Source organism: Luteirhabdus pelagi (assembly GCF_016827595.1).
GTDB classification, from domain to species: Bacteria; Bacteroidota; Bacteroidia; order Flavobacteriales; family Flavobacteriaceae; genus Luteirhabdus; species Luteirhabdus pelagi.
In genome coordinates this window covers 314,176-331,612 of record NZ_JAECMS010000001.1, presented here as the reverse complement: position 1 = coordinate 331,612, position 17,437 = coordinate 314,176, and the positions used below count along the sequence as shown (strand labels likewise).

16 protein-coding genes are annotated in these 17,437 nt (G+C 41.7%); 6 read left to right on the top strand and 10 right to left on the bottom strand.

Annotated features, from left to right (window positions below; translation table 11 throughout):
• Positions 1-3: 3 nt before the first annotated feature.
• The gene (locus I4Q58_RS01515; protein ID WP_203293024.1) at positions 4-720 is read left to right on the top strand and encodes a response regulator transcription factor; all 717 of its coding nucleotides are present in this window, start codon (positions 4-6) and stop codon (positions 718-720) included.
• A gap of 32 nt (positions 721-752) precedes the next feature.
• On the opposite strand, the gene miaA is transcribed toward I4Q58_RS01515, so the two are convergent.
• The 7 genes from miaA to I4Q58_RS01480 all read right to left on the bottom strand — a co-directional run bounded on the left by miaA (position 753) and on the right by I4Q58_RS01480 (position 7,824).
• Complete coding sequence (gene miaA, locus I4Q58_RS01510; RefSeq protein WP_203293022.1) at positions 753-1,676, bottom strand: tRNA (adenosine(37)-N6)-dimethylallyltransferase MiaA; 924 nt, start codon at positions 1,674-1,676, stop codon at positions 753-755.
• Positions 1,676-2,443: an ion transporter gene (locus tag I4Q58_RS01505; protein ID WP_203294316.1), complete on the bottom strand. Its 768-nt coding sequence runs from the start codon at positions 2,441-2,443 to the stop codon at positions 1,676-1,678. The genes miaA and I4Q58_RS01505 overlap by 1 nt, the downstream gene beginning before the upstream one ends.
• Positions 2,444-2,551: 108 nt before the next feature.
• Positions 2,552-3,931 carry an exonuclease domain-containing protein gene (locus I4Q58_RS01500; RefSeq protein ID WP_203293020.1) on the bottom strand — a complete coding sequence of 460 codons (1,380 nt, stop codon included), beginning with the start codon at positions 3,929-3,931 and terminating at the stop codon, positions 2,552-2,554.
• A 58-nt stretch (positions 3,932-3,989) separates the two neighbouring features.
• Positions 3,990-4,646: a YggS family pyridoxal phosphate-dependent enzyme gene (locus tag I4Q58_RS01495; protein ID WP_203293018.1), complete on the bottom strand. Its 657-nt coding sequence runs from the start codon at positions 4,644-4,646 to the stop codon at positions 3,990-3,992.
• Between the two features lie 44 nt (positions 4,647-4,690).
• Complete coding sequence (locus I4Q58_RS01490; protein ID WP_203293016.1) at positions 4,691-5,929, bottom strand: DUF1015 domain-containing protein; 1,239 nt, start codon at positions 5,927-5,929, stop codon at positions 4,691-4,693.
• 23 nt (positions 5,930-5,952) lie between these two features.
• Complete coding sequence (locus tag I4Q58_RS01485; protein ID WP_203293014.1) at positions 5,953-6,840, bottom strand: 3-hydroxybutyryl-CoA dehydrogenase; 888 nt, start codon at positions 6,838-6,840, stop codon at positions 5,953-5,955.
• A gap of 15 nt (positions 6,841-6,855) precedes the next feature.
• Entirely contained in the window at positions 6,856-7,824 is a 969-nt protein-coding gene (locus tag I4Q58_RS01480) for a Gfo/Idh/MocA family protein (protein ID WP_203294314.1), read from the bottom strand.
• Positions 7,825-7,934: 110 nt separating this feature from the next.
• Here I4Q58_RS01480 and I4Q58_RS01475 point away from each other — a divergent pair, with 110 nt between their 5' ends.
• The gene (locus tag I4Q58_RS01475; protein ID WP_203293012.1) at positions 7,935-8,576 is read left to right on the top strand and encodes a protein-L-isoaspartate(D-aspartate) O-methyltransferase; all 642 of its coding nucleotides are present in this window, start codon (positions 7,935-7,937) and stop codon (positions 8,574-8,576) included.
• 105 nt (positions 8,577-8,681) lie between these two features.
• Here I4Q58_RS01475 and I4Q58_RS01470 read toward each other — a convergent pair whose 3' ends face one another.
• Both I4Q58_RS01470 and smpB read right to left on the bottom strand, forming a co-directional pair.
• On the bottom strand, positions 8,682-11,168 hold the full coding sequence (locus I4Q58_RS01470) for a DUF5686 and carboxypeptidase regulatory-like domain-containing protein (RefSeq protein ID WP_203293010.1): 2,487 nt from the start codon (positions 11,166-11,168) through the stop codon (positions 8,682-8,684).
• Between the two features lie 57 nt (positions 11,169-11,225).
• Positions 11,226-11,690 carry an SsrA-binding protein SmpB gene (gene smpB, locus I4Q58_RS01465; protein WP_203293008.1) on the bottom strand — a complete coding sequence of 155 codons (465 nt, stop codon included), beginning with the start codon at positions 11,688-11,690 and terminating at the stop codon, positions 11,226-11,228.
• A 96-nt stretch (positions 11,691-11,786) separates the two neighbouring features.
• Here smpB and I4Q58_RS01460 point away from each other — a divergent pair, with 96 nt between their 5' ends.
• Complete coding sequence (locus I4Q58_RS01460) at positions 11,787-12,551, top strand: DUF6503 family protein (protein WP_236002792.1); 765 nt, start codon at positions 11,787-11,789, stop codon at positions 12,549-12,551.
• Here I4Q58_RS01460 and I4Q58_RS01455 read toward each other — a convergent pair.
• The gene (locus I4Q58_RS01455) at positions 12,548-13,075 is read right to left on the bottom strand and encodes a SixA phosphatase family protein (protein WP_203293006.1); all 528 of its coding nucleotides are present in this window, start codon (positions 13,073-13,075) and stop codon (positions 12,548-12,550) included. The two genes, I4Q58_RS01460 and I4Q58_RS01455, sit on opposite strands and share 4 nt — an antisense overlap.
• A 142-nt stretch (positions 13,076-13,217) precedes the next feature.
• Here I4Q58_RS01455 and I4Q58_RS01450 point away from each other — a divergent pair, with 142 nt between their 5' ends.
• The 3 genes from I4Q58_RS01450 (at position 13,218) to I4Q58_RS01440 (ending at position 17,330) form a co-directional block, all read left to right on the top strand.
• The gene (locus I4Q58_RS01450) at positions 13,218-13,403 is read left to right on the top strand and encodes a CsbD family protein (RefSeq protein ID WP_203293004.1); all 186 of its coding nucleotides are present in this window, start codon (positions 13,218-13,220) and stop codon (positions 13,401-13,403) included.
• 103 nt (positions 13,404-13,506) lie between these two features.
• Positions 13,507-16,290: an ATP-binding protein gene (locus I4Q58_RS01445; RefSeq protein WP_203293002.1), complete on the top strand. Its 2,784-nt coding sequence runs from the start codon at positions 13,507-13,509 to the stop codon at positions 16,288-16,290.
• A gap of 164 nt (positions 16,291-16,454) precedes the next feature.
• Positions 16,455-17,330 (top strand): DUF4412 domain-containing protein, encoded by an 876-nt coding sequence (locus tag I4Q58_RS01440; protein WP_203293000.1) that lies wholly within the window; start codon positions 16,455-16,457, stop codon positions 17,328-17,330.
• Positions 17,331-17,437 lie beyond the last annotated feature (107 nt).

The following is a 17,437-nucleotide window of genomic DNA, read 5'->3' as shown; positions in this document are numbered from 1 at the left end:
ATTATGGAAACTGAAAACAAGAAAATACTACTCGTGGAAGACGATCCCAACTTCGGGACGGTTCTAAAAGACTACTTGGCCATGAACGACTATGAAGTCACTCATGCCAAAAACGGAATGGAAGGCTTCGAAAAGTTTAAAAAAGACGATTTCGATCTTTGTATTCTGGATGTGATGATGCCATATAAGGATGGTTTCACCTTGGCTAAGGAGATTCGTGATAAGAATGAAGACATTCCAATTATTTTCCTTACCGCAAAGGCGATGAAAGAAGATGTCCTGAAAGGCTATAAGGTCGGAGCAGACGATTACCTGAACAAGCCATTCGATAGCGAAGTACTGCTGATGAAGATCAAAGCGATCATTCAGCGTAAGGCAACCGATTCTATCGCCGATAGCAAGCAGTTCGAGTTCGAGATTGGAAACTTCCACCTAAACTCCAAGCTTCGTTTCCTTACCTATAAAAAAGAGGATCCACAAAAACTTTCTCCTAAGGAGAATGAATTGCTTCGTTTGCTGGCACTTCATAAAAATGACTTGATGCCACGAGAATTGGCACTGACCAAAATCTGGCGCGACGATAACTACTTTACATCACGTAGTATGGACGTGTATATTGCCAAACTTCGTAAGTACCTTGGAAAGGATGATGGTGTTGAAATTATCAATATTCATGGTGAAGGATTCCGTTTGGTAGTGAAAGATGAAGTCGATAACTAATTGAATAAGATACCTAAGTGTAAGAAACGCCCTTAATTGAGGGCGTTTTTTGCTTTTATATGCTGAATGATGGTTGAAGCATCCGTATCGTGTTCAAACCAGTCGATCGCTTCATTTTTCCGAAACCAAGTTCCTTGTCGCTTCGCAAAGCGACGTGTGTTTCGCTTGATGAGTCGGATGGCTTCTTCTTTGTCGATCTTGTCTTCAAAATAATCAAATAATTCACGATAGCCTACCGTCTGAAGCGCATTCAACTCTTTCTGTGGGTGAAGTTTTTTGGCTTCTTCAACCAAACCATTTTCTATCATAATGTCCACACGCTTGTTGATGCGCTCGTATATTAACTCTCGATCGGCTGTTAATCCGATAAATTGACTATCGAAAAATCGCTCGGCTTCAGTTTCGCTATGAAAATCGGAAAAAGGTCTTCCGGTTGCTCGAATTATTTCCACAGCACGCATGACCCGTCTAGGATTTTGAGCGTCCATTTTTTCAAAATATAAAGGATCTTTTGCCTTCAATTCCTCTTGAAGTGAAAGCAATCCGCCGTTTTCATATGCTGAACGTACCGACCGTCGTATGGTTTCCGGTACTTTAGGGAAACTATCTAGCCCTTTCACCACAGCATCCACGTACAATCCAGAGCCTCCTACCATTACGGCTACCGAGTGCTCCTTAAAAAACTCTTCTAAAACGGCAAGTGCCTCCGTTTCAAAATCACCTACAGTATAGGCTTCTGTTATACTTTTATGTTGAATGAAATGATGTGGGGCCGCGGCAAGTTCTTCTGATGAAGGCACCGCTGTCCCAATTTCCATTTCCTTATAAAACTGTCTGGAATCGGCCGAAATAATTTCAGTGTTGAAGGCTTGCGCCAATTTGATGGCAAGTGCTGTTTTGCCTATCGCTGTTGGTCCGACCACTACAATAAGCAACGGTTTTCGGGATACGGACATTAGCTATGCTTTTCAGGATTTAATAGTTGCCCACATTTATGGCAGTATTTGGCATCGTCACGGTGCTTGGGCGCATTGCAATTTGGACAGGATTGCGTATTTACGTGAACATAATCATCAGATTTTGCATATTCAGCACTTACAATTCCCGTAGGAACGGCAATAATTCCATACCCTAAAATCATAATAATGGTCGCCAATAACTGACCAGCAGGTGTTACTGGCGCGATATCGCCAAATCCGACTGTGGTTAAGGTTACGATACACCAATACACACTTACAGGAATGCTTTTAAAGCCGCTTTCGGCACCTTCAATTAAATACATCAAAGTTCCTGCAATCACGGAAACGATCAATACTGCGAAAAGAAATACGAATATCTTCGCTCTGCTATGAAGCAATGCACGTTTCAGTTTATTCGACTCGCCTATATAGCGTGTAATCTTTAAAATTCTGAAAACCCGCAACAACCGAAGTGCGCGAACGGTTAGTAGATAGTTGCTTCCCACCAAAATAAAAGATAGATATAATGGAATCGTCGACAGGAAGTCGATAATACCATAGAAACTAAAAATATAGCGAGATGGTTTTTTAACGGTGATGACCCGGGCGATGTATTCCAAAGTGAAGAAAATCGTAATAATCCATTCCCCTACATATAAAAGGTCATAAACCTCCTGATGAAGCCCACCGACACTTTCCACCATGACGAAAATAACACTGAGCAGAATCAGTATAAGAAGCACCACATCAAACAATTTCCCCATGGGCGTATCGGCCTCATAGATAATGTCGTGCAACTGTTTTTTCCAGGGACTAAGTCGTTTCTCCGTCAAATTGAATCTGTTTTATACCCTAAAAATAGGGAAGATTGCTCAATTTATGGGATTTGCCTTTAAATTTACGATACGGATCACTTTATTTTTTCGAAGATAACTCTGAATGATATGTTGCGCATCGCGATCATCCGGCATTGGGGTGATGATGGATTTCAGGATTTCAGGTCGATTAATCTGAAAGTTTAGGTCATAAAATCCATAGCCTCGATATTTTCCATTTTCAATCCAAATAACCGAGCGTTCCGTAACCTCGCGACCACGATCGATAATAAGCATATCCTTGTTTTCATAGCTTCGCGCATCGATAAATTCACGAACCCGTTCATTATAGTCTTCTACCGGCTCTTCCCCTATACAAGCACCGTGACATTCCTTAATGGTGTAATGAAAACAATTATTTTGGGTATTATGAAGACTCGTTAGCTTCTGGCATAACTGATACTGATCGGTTACCTGCGTCATTACATTCTTCGCCTGTCGCATACTGGTGAAGGTGGTCAAGGCACGTTTTCGCTTATCGGCTCGTTCAATCTTTAAATTGATATAACCATTGTTGTCCGTAAAATGGGTAAGCTGATAGTTGAAAAGTGTTTTTCGTAACGCGCGATTATATTGTGGCCTATTTCGCTTTATTTCTTCACTTTCCTTCAATTGGGCCACAAGGTCGGTTCCTGTTTTTTCGTATGAAACACTAGCTACCTCCACTTGCATTTGCTTCGCCTTTCGCGCTTCACTGGTGAAATGCTGCGTTAAGCGCTTTTTGATGTTTTTGCTCTTCCCAATGTATATGATATCTCCTTCCGAATTGTGCATGTAGTACACACCCGTTTCGTTCGGAGCTTTTTCAATCATATCGAGCAACTTCGGCTCTAACTGTCGTTTCGGGTCCTTTCGAACCGATTTCTTGACGATTTCCTTATCGGTGTCTTTGGATAGGAGCAATTTAAAAAGGGAGACCGTCGCTTTTGCATCCCCTTGTGCACGGTGACGGTTGGAAAGGGGAATGCCTAAATTCTTAACCAATTTTCCGAGGCTGTAGGAGGGAAGCCCTGGAATCAATTTTTTACTCAATTCAACGGTACAGAGGCTGTCGCGTTCAAATTGATAGCCGAGTCGATCGAATTCGGTGGTAAGGATGCGGTTATCGAACTTCGCATTATGGGCAACCACCACACAATCTTGGGTAATCTCGACGATTCGTTTGGCAACTTCATAAAACTTCGGCGCATTCCGAAGCATTTCATTATTGATGCCGGTAAGATTGACGACAAACGGTTGGATGGGACGTTCGGGATTCACCAAACTACTAAATTGGTCGACAATCTCATGGCCGTCGAACCGATAGATGGCAATTTCAGTAATCCCTTCTTCATTATACTTTCCGCCCGTTGTTTCTATGTCTAAAATTGCGTACATCAAATACTCTCAGCTAATAGGTGCAAAGATAGCAACATCCCTCTTTTAAGCGGAAGGATTAGGAATAATTCCGTTCTCCGAAAATCGCACTTCCCACACGAACCATTGTACTACCGTGGTTAATCGCTATTTGATAGTCGCCACTCATTCCCATAGAGAGCTGTGTGAAGCCGTATTGGTCCTTTAACTTATTGTAGAATTTTTCCAAGGAGCCAAATTCACGTTGTAATTGCTCTTTATCGTCGGTGAAGGTCGCCATCCCCATCAATCCGATAACAGTTATATAATTATAGCTTTTAAATTTTTCAGATGCTAGGAGTGCTTCAGTTTCATCCATCGAAAGTCCGTATTTGCTGTCTTCTTCAGCAATTTTCACTTGTAGCAAACAATTTATAATGCGTTCTTCCTTTCGGGCTTGTTTGTTAACCTCTTTCAGCAAACGTGGGCTATCAACAGAATGAATCAATGAAACGTAGGGAGCGATATATTTCACCTTATTGCGTTGTAGATGCCCTACCATGTGCCATTCGATATCCTTGGGAAGTTCTTCCCATTTACCCGTCATTTCCTGGGCTTTGTTCTCCCCAAAAATACGATGTCCCGTCTTATACGCCTCCATAATATCCTCATTAGGTTTTGTCTTGGAAATCGCAACCAAGGTAACGCCTTCTGGAAGCTCTTTTTTTAGGTCCTGTATGTTTTCTGAAATGTCCATATATTTAAAATACGAATTCCTGAGGAGCGATTCAACCGTTTAACTTAAAATTCATAAATGGTAACGCCGCTTCGGAGTTTGGGTTGAATGTAGGTACTTTTCGGAGGCATTTTTAAGCCCTCGTCGGCTATTTGCTTCATTTCTTCCACTGAAATCGGCATCAATCCGAATCCAACAGCGAATTTTCCCTTATCGACTTCCGATTTTACAAAGGCCAAGTCGTTCTTTCCATGGGAATACTCCAATCGATCGTCGTTGCGAAGATCGGTAATACCCAAAATCGGCTTTAAAACGGTTTCAAACAGAATCTGAGTATCCAATGCATCTAAGGCATTTTTGATAGTATAGGTGTGTTTCCGAAGATAGAGTGAATAAAAATCGCCATCCAAATACATGCTGAAATGATGTTTCTGTGACGGTTTGTAATATTCCTGCCCTCTATTTTCAATTCTGAAAACAGCGTCGAGTTTGATGAGAAATTCTTCTTTACTTAGCTTATTCAAATCCTTCACCAATCGATTGAACTCGAAAATCTTTAGGTCGCTTTCTGGAATCAGGTAGCTCATAAAATAGTTATAGGCTTCTTTACCCGAATGATCAGGATTTTCATCTTTTAAATCCTGTGCCAATAGAAAGGAGGAAGCCGAACGATGATGTCCATCGGCGATGTACAAACTCGGTATGTCCTGAAATGCCTGTTGAATTTTCTTCACCGTTTCGGCGTCGTCTACATTCCAGAGATAATGGGTATCGCGATAGGTGGTGGTAAACTCGTATTCGGCTCGGGTTTTCATTGTCTCAGAAATTATCGAAGCCAAGGTGTCATTGTCTGGATACGTCAGTAATACCGATTCTGAGTTGAACCCTACGGTTTTTAAATATTCCTTGAAAAGCGTTTCTCTTTTTAAAAGGGTATCCTCATGCTTTTTGATAACATCGGCCTCATAATCGGCTACACTCGTTGCCCCAACAATACCTTCGAACACAACGCCATCGCGATTTACAATTTTGTAGATATAATAGGAAGGGTTTTCATCCTGCATAAAGACGTTGTCCTCCTTGAATTCCAAATAACGGTTTTTGACCAACTGGTAGCGTTTCCTTCCTGAAATCTGCTTTTGATATTTAAAGCCAGGGTTTACGATATGCAGAAACGAAAACGGATTATCGCGCAATCGTGCCTTTCGTTGTGCAGGGGTATAACTATCGTAGGAGCGCGCAGCAAGCAAGCTCACTTTATCGCGAGTGGGACGAACAGCCTTAAAAGGAATTACGGTAGCCAATTTTCGAAAATTTTGATGCTATTCTATTGAAACTGTTTCGAAACGGTTTCGGCTTTTCTGCTTTCGGAATAGTCGTAGAAACCTTCACCACTCTTAACCCCTTTCTTCCCTGCCGTGACCATATTTACCAATAATGGACAAGGAGCATATTTTGGATTCTTGAAGCCTTCATACATGACGTTCAGGATAGATAAGCAAACGTCCAAACCGATGAAGTCGGCCAGCTGTAGTGGTCCCATGGGATGCGCCATCCCTAATTTCATCACCGTATCAATTTCTTCGACTCCCGCAACACCGTTGTAAAGTGTTTCGATAGCTTCGTTGATCATTGGCATCAAGATTCGATTTGCCACAAAACCTGGATAGTCGTTTACTTCAACAGGAACTTTGTTGAGTTTTTTCGAGAGTTCTTCAACCGTAGTATAGGTTTCTTGGGAAGTGCTATACCCTTTAATGATTTCGACCAACTTCATAATCGGTACCGGATTCATAAAGTGCATTCCGATTACCTTATCGGGGCGATTGGTCGCTGCAGCGATTTGGGTGATGGAAATAGAGGACGTATTGCTGGCTAGGATGGTTTCACTTCCGCAGAAAGACTCAAGATCCTTAAAAATTCTCAGCTTAAGATCAACATTTTCCGTTGCAGCTTCTACTACCAAATCGGCTTTGGAAACCCCTTCCTTTAAATCGGTATAGGTCGTGATATTTCCCAGTGTTTCTTCTTTATCGGACGTACTGATTCTTTCCTTGGCGACCATGCGGTCCAAATTCTTGGAAATAGTTTCCATACCACGGTCCAAACTATCTTGGGAAATATCGATTAGGTTTACGGTATAGCCGTTTTGTGCGAAAGTATGGGCAATTCCATTTCCCATCGTTCCTGCACCAATTACTGCAATAGTATTCATATCGTTTGTATCTTTTTATAAATGTTGAAATCGTTCTATAACCTGCATCGCTACGCGAAGGGCATCGGCGCCTTGTTCGAGTGTGACGATAGGCGTTGTGTCATTTTCGATGGCATCGGCAAAAGTTTCCAATTCATCGAGAATGGCGTTATTATCTGAAATGTGTGGATTATCGAAATAGATTTGCTTCTTCACGCCTTCGGCATTTGTCAAGATCATCGCGAAATCATCTGGTGTTTCAGGTGCGTCCTTCATCTTCACTACTTCGCATTTCTTTTCAAGGAAATCGACCGAAATATAGGCGTCGCGTTGGAAGAAACGTGCTTTTCGCATTTTTTTCATCGAAATTCGACTTGCCGTTAGATTCGCCACACATCCGTTTTCAAATTCGATTCTGGCGTTTGCGATATCGGGCGTTTCACTGATAACTGAGACACCGCTAGCGTTTATTTTCTTCACCTTCGAATCGACCACGCTTAAAATAGCATCGATATCGTGAATCATTAAATCCAATACCACCGAAACATCCGTGCCACGAGGGTTGAACTCTGCCAACCGGTGCGATTCGATAAACATCGGGTTTTCAATCTTATCGTTTACCGCTTGAAAGGCAGGATTGAAGCGTTCTACCTGACCTACTTGACCTTTCACACCGTATTGCTTTTGAAGCGCCAATAGTTTTTCGGCTTCTTCAACGGTGTGGGTAATGGGTTTTTCGATGAATAGATGCTTACCTGCCGTCACTACCTTTTCGGCACATTCGAAGTGGTGAACGGTTGGCGTAACCACATCAATCATGTCGCAGGCATCGATAAGCGCTTCCATGCTCGGGAAACTTTTATAACCAAAAGTTTTTTCAATTTCTTGGGAAGCTGCGGTATCGGCATCGTAGAAACCGACCAATTCGTATTTAGCGGATTGTTGCAGCAATTTTAGGTGAATTTTCCCAAGGTGTCCGGCCCCTAGGACTCCGGCTTTTAGCATGACAGTTCTGTTTTTCACAAAGGTACGGGTTTCGGCACAAGTTTAAAAAACAAAGTATCTTTGCGATACCGCAAGTTCCATTGTATATTTTTACCGCATACCCAACTAAAATGAAAGATACCTACACCCATCAAGGCCTACGAAAACGATTGGTTGAAACCATCAAGCAAAAAGGAATTTCACAAGCTGAAGTATTAGCAGCCGTGGGCAAAATTCCACGTCATTTGTTTATGGATTCCAGTTTTTTGGACCATGCCTATGTCGATAAGGCCTTTCCGATTGCCGCCGATCAGACCATTTCGCAGCCTTTTACCGTTGCACGTCAGACAGAGTTGCTGGAGGTTCAAAAAGGCGATAAAGTGTTGGAAATAGGAACTGGAAGCGGTTACCAAACCGCCGTCTTGCTAGAAATGGGATGTTTGGTGTATAGTATCGAGCGTCAGAACGAACTGTTTAAGAAAACAAAACGCTTTTTACCAAAGCTTAATTACCGTCCTAAAAAGTTGATTTTTGGCGATGGCTATAAAGGATTGCCCGAGGAAGCACCCTTTCAGGGAATCGTTGTAACCGCTGGAGCGCCCTATGTTCCCAAACCATTGATGGAGCAGTTGGCCATTGGAGGACGATTGGTCATTCCAATAGGGGAGAACAGTCAGGTGATGACGGTCTTCACCCGTAAATCGGAAAAGGAATTCGAAAAGCATGAGTATGGTGAGTTTCGTTTTGTACCGATGTTGGAGGATAAGAATTGAGAATTCAGAATTAAAAATTAAGAATTGAGCAGTGGTTTTTAGCCTCTAGCCAATAGCCGTTCGCTATTTTTTCTAGTTCTTAAAAAATTTTCGACTAAAAAACCATCAATCCAGTATTCCCATAAACTTTAAGCCAAAAATAATGGCTCCTTCACTTTTTCCGTTATAGAAATTGCGAACGTAATCCAATCGCAACAAGCGATATTTTCCTATACCTAAGTTATCGATTCCGATTGAAAGTTCACTATAGGGTTTGTTTGGTTCTGTCGCTAGAAAGTGCGCGCCGGCCACCAAATTAAAATTCAATTGGTTAAGGCCTGGTATCTTCCCTAGAATCCAACCTCTGAAATCATGTTCCAAATGCCCTTCAAAATAGCTTTGGTTGGTACTAAACTGATAATACGGCATCAGGTTAAAGACGTTGGTATAATTTGATGAAGTCCCTACACGAGTCTGATTGCCATTAAAATGTTGGTAATCGACAAACGAAATAGCGTCGGCATCAAAAAAGGTACCTCCCTTTAAGTGATAGGAGAGTTCACCTTTATTTCCGACGGTGATTGATTGATATAGTTCTCCGCGTAACTGGCTAAATGAAAAGCGATCGTCTTCCAAACCGATCCCGTTTTCGTATGTGATGAATAGCAAGGGCCATTTTTCGCTACCAAGATTATATTTCCCATCAGGATACATCATATATTTTTGTCCGAATGTGATATTGGCGCTGATAGATGTTTTCCATACTTCATGTTCCACAATGGCTGGCGTATCGAAATCATTGGGGAGTAAAGGATTGTTAGAGGTATACGAAACATCGTCCTTTGGAGTGGTAACATAATCGGTAGTGTTGAAAAGCGGCTGCCGTTTTTCATAACCGGTAAGTACTGAAAGTCTTAGTCCGTTAATGATTTCGCGAAAGAAACTAGCCTGGACAAAATCTCGTTCGTACAGTTTCATATAATTACGTTCAAAGAATAGGGTAGAAACGGTGTTGATAAAGGGTGAAATCGGCTCGGAATTGTTAAACTGCCGTACTTCCGTTCCTCCATAAAGTCCCAATCGCAATCTATTCGTGCGGTTGAAGTTTTTCACCAAACTTCCCTTCAACCGAAGGCGATCATCCGAAAAGCCATAGTTTGCTTCTACTGAAGCATTCAGCCAGCGGGTTTGGCTATCGTCGTACCACTTAAAGAATCGAAGCCCGGCATTTCCATGCCACCCTTGAACCGTATTAAATGCGATGTCTGGCGAAATTGGACCATCATAGGAAATGCGCCATTTGTCGTAGCTGTTTTGATAGGAATAGCCTGTCAGAATATCTAAAAGTCCCACCCGATTATCGACCGCATCAACCGAATCGAGATACTTTTCCGATTTCCGAAGTTCCTGAATACTATCTTTTTTGATGTAATCATTTACCTCTTCAACGGTTAGCGGTACGGGACGGGTATCTTGCCAAAACAAACTATCTTTTTTGTTAGCATTTTCCAGGTAGGTCAATACTTCATTCGTAAACGATTTCTCTGCAAATTCAGGAGAAAAGTCATAGTCGCTATACACAGCGATAAACCGTCCGTCGCCCTTCACTCCAAAAAACTTAAAGCCAAAATCGATGGTTTGGGACCGTTTCACCCAAAAATCATTATCGGCATCGAAGCTGAAGTTCTGTTTAAACAATAATTCCTCCACAATCGGAACCTGAATGGCCTGTCCAGTCGTGGTAAGTGCTACGCCATATAATTGCCAATCATCTTCAACGATATAGATAGTGCCTTCCCAAACGCGATCTTTTGGACGTTTTGGCGAAACGGTAATCTGATTGATTAGTTTGCTGCCTTCATAAAAAACCCCTTCCAATTTGTAGTTATAGTAGTTGAGGGCGTTATCCGCAATAGGAGAGACGATAGCGGCGTTCAATTCGATGGTGTTATCGTAAAATGAAAAATTAGCATCGCGAGCACTGTTGAAACTGAAACCGTTATCGTCGCCACTCACCTTACTTGCCAAAATGGTTTCCTTAAAATCATCTGGTCGTTGATAGGCAATTTCGCTAATGGTTTCAGAAAGATAGATAACACCGGTCCGGGTGCTATCCAATGCACCGTCGAAATCGCCTACCTCTTGTCCGAGTATTTTTTCGGGCATATCCTTCACGCGCCAAATACCCCGTGAATAAAAATCGGCCGTAAAGGCTGCAATACGATCGGCGTTTCGTTTACGATTTTCGATTGCCTTGCGGATAATAGCATACGCAGGATCTTCGTTTGTCGAGACCACTACTTCATCTAAGCTTACCGAAGCTTCAGTTAAGGTAATATTTATGGTTTTTGGAAGGTCATTTACAGAAACATTCCGCTTTTCAGTTGTAAACCCTAGCGACTGGAAAACGATGGTATACGAGCTGTTTTGGGTAGCGTTCAATTCTAGTGAATACAGGCCTAGTTCGTTTGAAGTGGTACCTGCTGAACCGTTTTCGGTGTAAATATTTACAAAAGGTAATGGTTGGCCGTCTGTATCCACGATTTTTCCCTTGAGTTGGGCAAAAAGTGAAACGTTAAAAAATATAAAGAGGGTGGTTAGTGCGACTTTCATGTATGAGCTTTCTAAAGAGACGCACTAAATAACGAAAGTGTTACTTCTAAAGCAAATTTAATTGTTGAAGGCTTTCTTCACTTGGTCTAATCGGCGCTTACTTTCACGCTTTTTGATAGTTTCCCTTTTGTCGTACTCTTTTTTACCCTTACAGAGTGCAATCTGGAGTTTTGCAAGCCCTCTATCGTTGGTGAAAAGCCGAAGCGGAATGATGGTCAGTCCCGAATTTCGGACTTCCTTTTCGAGTTTTTTAAGCTCGTTTCTATTTAAGAGAAGTTTGCGTTCGCTTTTCGGCTGGTGGTTGAAGTCGGTCGCATGCGAATACTCCTGTACGGTCATATTAATGACAAACAATTCGTTGTTCTGGAACTCACAGAAACTTTCCGCAATAGAGGCCTTGCCTTCTCGAATCGCCTTGATTTCAGTTCCGGCCAAGACAATACCTGCTACGTACTTATCGAGAATTTCATACTCGTAGCGTGCCTTTCGGTTTTTGATATTGACGTTCTTCTGTTGCTCCATGCCTGCAAAATAACGGAATTCTTCCCAAAGACAAGTCGCCTTAACTAAGTTTTAAAGGACCTCTGCTTATCTTTCACCTTGTCAAAAATAGTACCTTTGGAAAAAAATGTAATGCGAAGTATTTCTCTTATTATCGTAATAGCTTTCTTATTTTCTTGTGAAGAGGAGAAGAAGCAACCAACTGTCGATGAAATAATCGCTACCGCCATAGCGGAAGCCTGTTCAGGTAATTGTGAAGATGCCACCATTACGTTCAGTTTTCGCGATAAAGACTATAGAAGTGAACGCAGTAACGGTCGGTTTCAGTTGGAGCGACTTTTTATCGATAGTATCGGAAGGGTTCGTGATGTGTTGAACAATGAAGGGTTTACGCGTTATGTTAATGATAGCGTTGTAACCTTAGTCGATAGTTCGGAGCGGATTTTTGGAGATGCGGTGAACTCAGTTCATTATTTTGCGCAACTGCCGTTTGGGTTGAATGCTGGGGCAGCGAAAAAGAAGCTTCTGGGGAAGGATACCATCAAGGGCAAGCCTTATTATGAAATTCAGGTAACCTTCGCTGAAGAAGGCGGCGGAACCGATTTTGAAGACGAGTTCCTATATTGGATACACACTGAAGACTTCACGGTAGATTATTTGGCCTATCGCTATCATACAGAAGGTGGCGGGATTCGATTTCGGGAAGCCTATAATCCTAGAATAATCGAGGGAATTCGATTTGTCGACTACCGCAATTATAAAACCGATTCGCTTTTCATTCCGCTTCAGCAATTGGATGAAAAATTTGAAAAGGGAGCACTACCATTACTTTCAACGATCGAAACAGAAAACGTTACCGTTTCCCTTCCGAAGAAAAATTAGTCAACATGCAAATGCTGTACGGTACTTTCATTACCAACTTTGGTTACGATAAATAAGCTGCCGTTGTCGTCATCGGGAAGATCGCTAAATCGCTCTTCACCAATAATCGCATTCACGAAAGCGGGCGTTGTATTGCTATGGCCAACTACCAAAACCGTTTTGCCAGTGGTGCGCTCCTGAAAATCTTCTGAATACGGTCTATTTGCATCGTAAGGCGTCAATTTAACTTCACTTTGTACCGAAACGGTATGTGCCGTTTGGCGTGTTCGCTTGTAGTCGGTGGTATAGATTTCATCAAACGTAATATCGCGAAACAATTGTGCCCAACGTACTGCGCGGGCAGCACCTTCCTCTGTTAGCTCGGGGTCGCGTTCGGCAGGATTGCTACGATCTTTTTCGGCATGGCGAATAAGGTAATAGGTGCTTATAGGAGCTGTTTTCATATCCTCGATATCGGGTTGCTTTGGGAATTCACAAGAGAAGAGGAATAGGAATGAAAAGGTGAGAGCAAAAAAGAATTTCATTTTTTCTTTTCAAGATACCAATAGTTTTGGGTATTTGGCAAAAAAATAACGTTATCGTGTATTATTTTAATACTTCCTTACCACAAGCCCTTCCTTTCCGTAAGTATCTTTAGAATAACAAAATAACCTAAAAACAACTGTTATGAATTCAGATCAATTAAAAGGAAAATGGAAACAGATAAAAGGAAAAGCAAAACAAGAGTACGGTATTCAGACCGACGATAATGAAGCTTTTTCAGAAGGAAAATACGACGAATTGGTAGGCCGTATTCAGGAAGAAAGCGGTAAAACCAAGGAAGAAGTAAAAAGAGAAATTGAAACTTGGTAATTATTCCAGGTAATTGGTTTAGTTGAGAAAGTCCATCCTAGCGATGGACTTTTTTTATGTATTTGATTTTGAGGGAAGCACAAATTATTCCTTATTTTGAAGTATGGAAAAATGCTACCAGGCGCTATTTTTTGTTTTTCTTATCCTTTCTGCTACCAATCTGATGGGGCAGAAACTGAAGCCTATGGTCGTGCAGGAAAAGAATGCCTGGATACCAATGGATACAGTCTCCCAGGTGTACGAGGATCCCAGCCGTAGTCTTTCATTTACCGAAATACAATCCAAGACTTTCTTGCCTATAGATAGTATAACCAACGATCAGCAGGCGACGTACTGGTTTCGGTTTCAGGTGAAGCCAAGGGTTGCAACCGATTCACTACAGATCTATTTTTACAATACCGATATTTCGGACGTTTTCATTCCTACAAAGAATGGAACTTACGATCGTCGAAAGATTGGAGCGCTAACTTCTCGCCCCTTTGAAATTTTCAGTGAAGGTGAAATGTATCTAATGCCGTTAGCAGTGCAGGAAGTAGATTTCAATCGCCCGTTTTACTTCAACAAAAAAATACTGACCATCTGGGGCTATCTGAACATTGGTACCCAACCCGATGTACTGTTTACGGATGATGGCGCTATCGTTGATGCGATGCTTTATAGAGCGCAGGATTCTTGGTATTTATTTTATCTAGGTATAACATTTATTTCATTCTTGCTATTTATGGTAAGCTATTTTGTCAGTGGCGATAAAAGCTTCCTGATCTATAGTCTATACCTTCTTTTCGTAACGCTATATTACGCCAATCGATTGCCGTTTTTCTTGAATGTGTATAATGAACTAGAGCCTAAGCTATATTATTACATCAACCAGATTACCCATATCGTTAATATCGCACTATACTTTTTCTTCGTACTGTACTTTCTTGACGTGAAGCGAAATTTTCAAAAGGTACATCGTGTCGGAAAAATCATTATGGGCGGTATTGTGTTCTTTGGAGTGTTTTACGCCATCACCATGTTTGCCTTTCCGTATTTTGAATACCGCTTTGTAGCCATGGACCTCTTTCGTGCAGTCTTTACAGTTTCTGGTTTGGTCTTGTTTAGCTATATGATGTTTCAAAAGCCAAGTCTTATCGCGAAAATCATACTTATTGGAAGTGTACTGCTGTTGTTGGGGAATGTAGCAGCGCTGTTGTTGAAGGATTTTACCTTTTTCTTAAAAATGGTGGTCGTGGAGATTGTCATCTTCAATTTTGTGGTCAGTTATCGAAACTTGATGAATGAAAAGGCACGGCTTCGCAATCGTTTCGCCCTACAGTCGGAAAAGAAGGAAAAAGAAGCATTATTGGAATTGGACGCGACACGCACTCGATTTTTTCAGAATATTTCACACGAATTTAGAACACCGCTAACCTTAATTCAGCTGCCGGTTACAGAAGCGATTCGAACGGGTAAGCGACTTTCACAGGAACACCTAACCATTATTTCCAACAATGCGAAGCGACTTCTTACCTTAATAAACGATATGCTAGCGCTTTCCAGAATTGAATCAGGTAAGGCAACGATAGAAGTAACGCGTGGAAACCCATTTGCCATCACAAAAACGCTGGTACACCAGTTCCAATCCCAGGCGGAAGTTAAAAAGCATAAGCTGCTATTAGAAATAGACGATCCGGGAATTACCGCACTGTATTCGGCGAATGTATTGGAGAAAACACTTATCAATTTGGTGTCGAATGCGCTGAAATATTGTGGGAACAATTGTGTTATAACGGTAGCTGCTTCTTTGGAAGATTCATGTTTTCTGTTGAAGGTAATAGATACTGGACCTGGAATAGCCGAAAAGGAGCAACCTCATATCTTCGACCGCTTTTATCAGGTAGGTGAAAAGGACGAAAGTTCCCCAGGCTCTGGAATAGGCTTGGCCTTGGTGAAGGAATTGGTAGTACTGCATGAAGGTTCCATTACTGTGGAAAGTAAGGAGGGTGAAGGAAGTACTTTTACGGTGCGACTGCCGCTAGATGCCATTCGACAGGGAACGGATGAAAATAAGAAAGTGACCTTTAGTCCAACCATTCCTGAAACTGTTTCCAATCAACGCCTAACTTCAGAAAATACATCCAAATTTTCTGAACGTCCCATTCTTCTATTGGTTGAAGACAACCTAGAGCTTCAGCAATATATACAGCAATTCCTAAATCTGGAATATGATGTGCGCTGTGCCGAAAATGGTGTTATTGGTTGGGAAAAAGCGTTGGAAATCGTCCCTGATATTATCATAAGCGATTGGATGATGCCTGAAATGGATGGCTTGGTGTTTTGTGCAAAGGTCAAATCGCACGAAGCCACCAGTCATATCCCCTTCGTAATGCTGACCGCCAAGGCAGATGTAAGCGATAGGGTGGAAGGACTGGAAACCGGTGCTGATGTCTATTTGGAAAAACCCTTTCAGCTTCAAGCGCTCGGTGCCCAGCTAAAAAGTTTGCATCGCCATCAACAACGCCTTAAGGAAAAATATAAACAGTCGGAAGGACCCATTCTAAATGAGCTGATAACCAATTCGAAGGATAAGGCGTTTTGGGAAAAGCTAATGGACTATGTTTCCACTCACTTGGATAGTCCAGACTTAAGCGTTTCGAACGTAGCAGATACTTTGGGAATGAGCCGTATGCAGCTTCACCGTAAAGTAACTTCGGTAACGGGTCAATCGGCTGCAGAATTCATTCGGTCACAGCGACTGCAACGCGCTAAGAAACTATTGGCCGATGCGAATATTCAGATTGCTGAGGTGGCCTATCAAACCGGTTATGCCGATGGCGCCTCTTTTTCAAAAGCCTTCAAAAAAGCCTTCGGTGTTTCTCCTAGTACTTTTCAACAGGAAGTTTAATTTTTATTTGTTGCTCCTTTAATTTGCTGCATTACAGTGTCTTGTTACAAATAAACAAGCATTTGTTACATTCGGGCAACCCCTTCTCTTGGCTTGGAAATACTTTTATGGGTGTAAAATCAATCGGACGATGATTCCCCTTAAAACCAAATAAATCTAACACGATGAAAACCGTAAAATTATTACTTGTAGTAGGTTGCCTGACTGCTTTTTCGTTTCAAGCAGAGGCGCAATTCTTCAAAAAACTAAAAAAGAAAGTAGAGAAGAGCGTCGAGAACACCATTCACCGAAAAACAGCCGATAAGGCTTCAAAAGAAACCGGTGAGGTAATGGACGATGTCCTGGAAGGCGATGGCAAAGAGAACGATGCTGGAAATAATGACAATAGATCTTCCTTTCCAATGGGAGGAATGATGGGCGGAAAAATGGAAAATGTGCCGTCGCAGTATTCCTTCGAATGGGTATACCGCCTGAAAATGGAAATGAAAAAGGAGCGAAACAATATGGAGTTGGAATATTTTCTCAAAGAAGATGCGCCGTATTGGGGAGCCAAGTTTTATCAAGATAAGCAAGAAATGGCTATGAACACCTTTATGGTATACGATAATCAGTCGAAGCTTATGGTCATGTTTATGAACCAAGAGGGCCGTAAAATGGCTACAGCGTCTAAAATGCCCAAGAATATTGCCGAAACGGCCGCTGAAAATAGTGGGATAGAAGATTATACGATGAAGAAGATCGCGGGAAAGACCATACTTGGATACGATTGCGATGGCTTCGAAATTGAAAATGATGAATATATAATTACAATGTATGTCACCTTCGATGTACCGGTAAGCTTCAGTGATGTCTATGGTCAGAGCGATAAAATGCCGAAAGGTTTCAATCCAGAATGGTTAAAGAAAGGAGATGCGGAAGGGCTTGTAATGCAAATGCATATGGACGAAAAGAATTCTAACCGCAACGATATGACCATGACTTGCGTGAAATTAGAGGAGGCTCCTTTCACTATTTCAAAAAGCGATTATCAAACGTTCTAACCAATAATCAATTAGCAACTAATTTCATAACACCGTTCCCCTGAGCAATTTTCACGTATTAGGAAGTAGTTCCCAATAAACCAAGAACCGATATTTTCAAAAGAAGA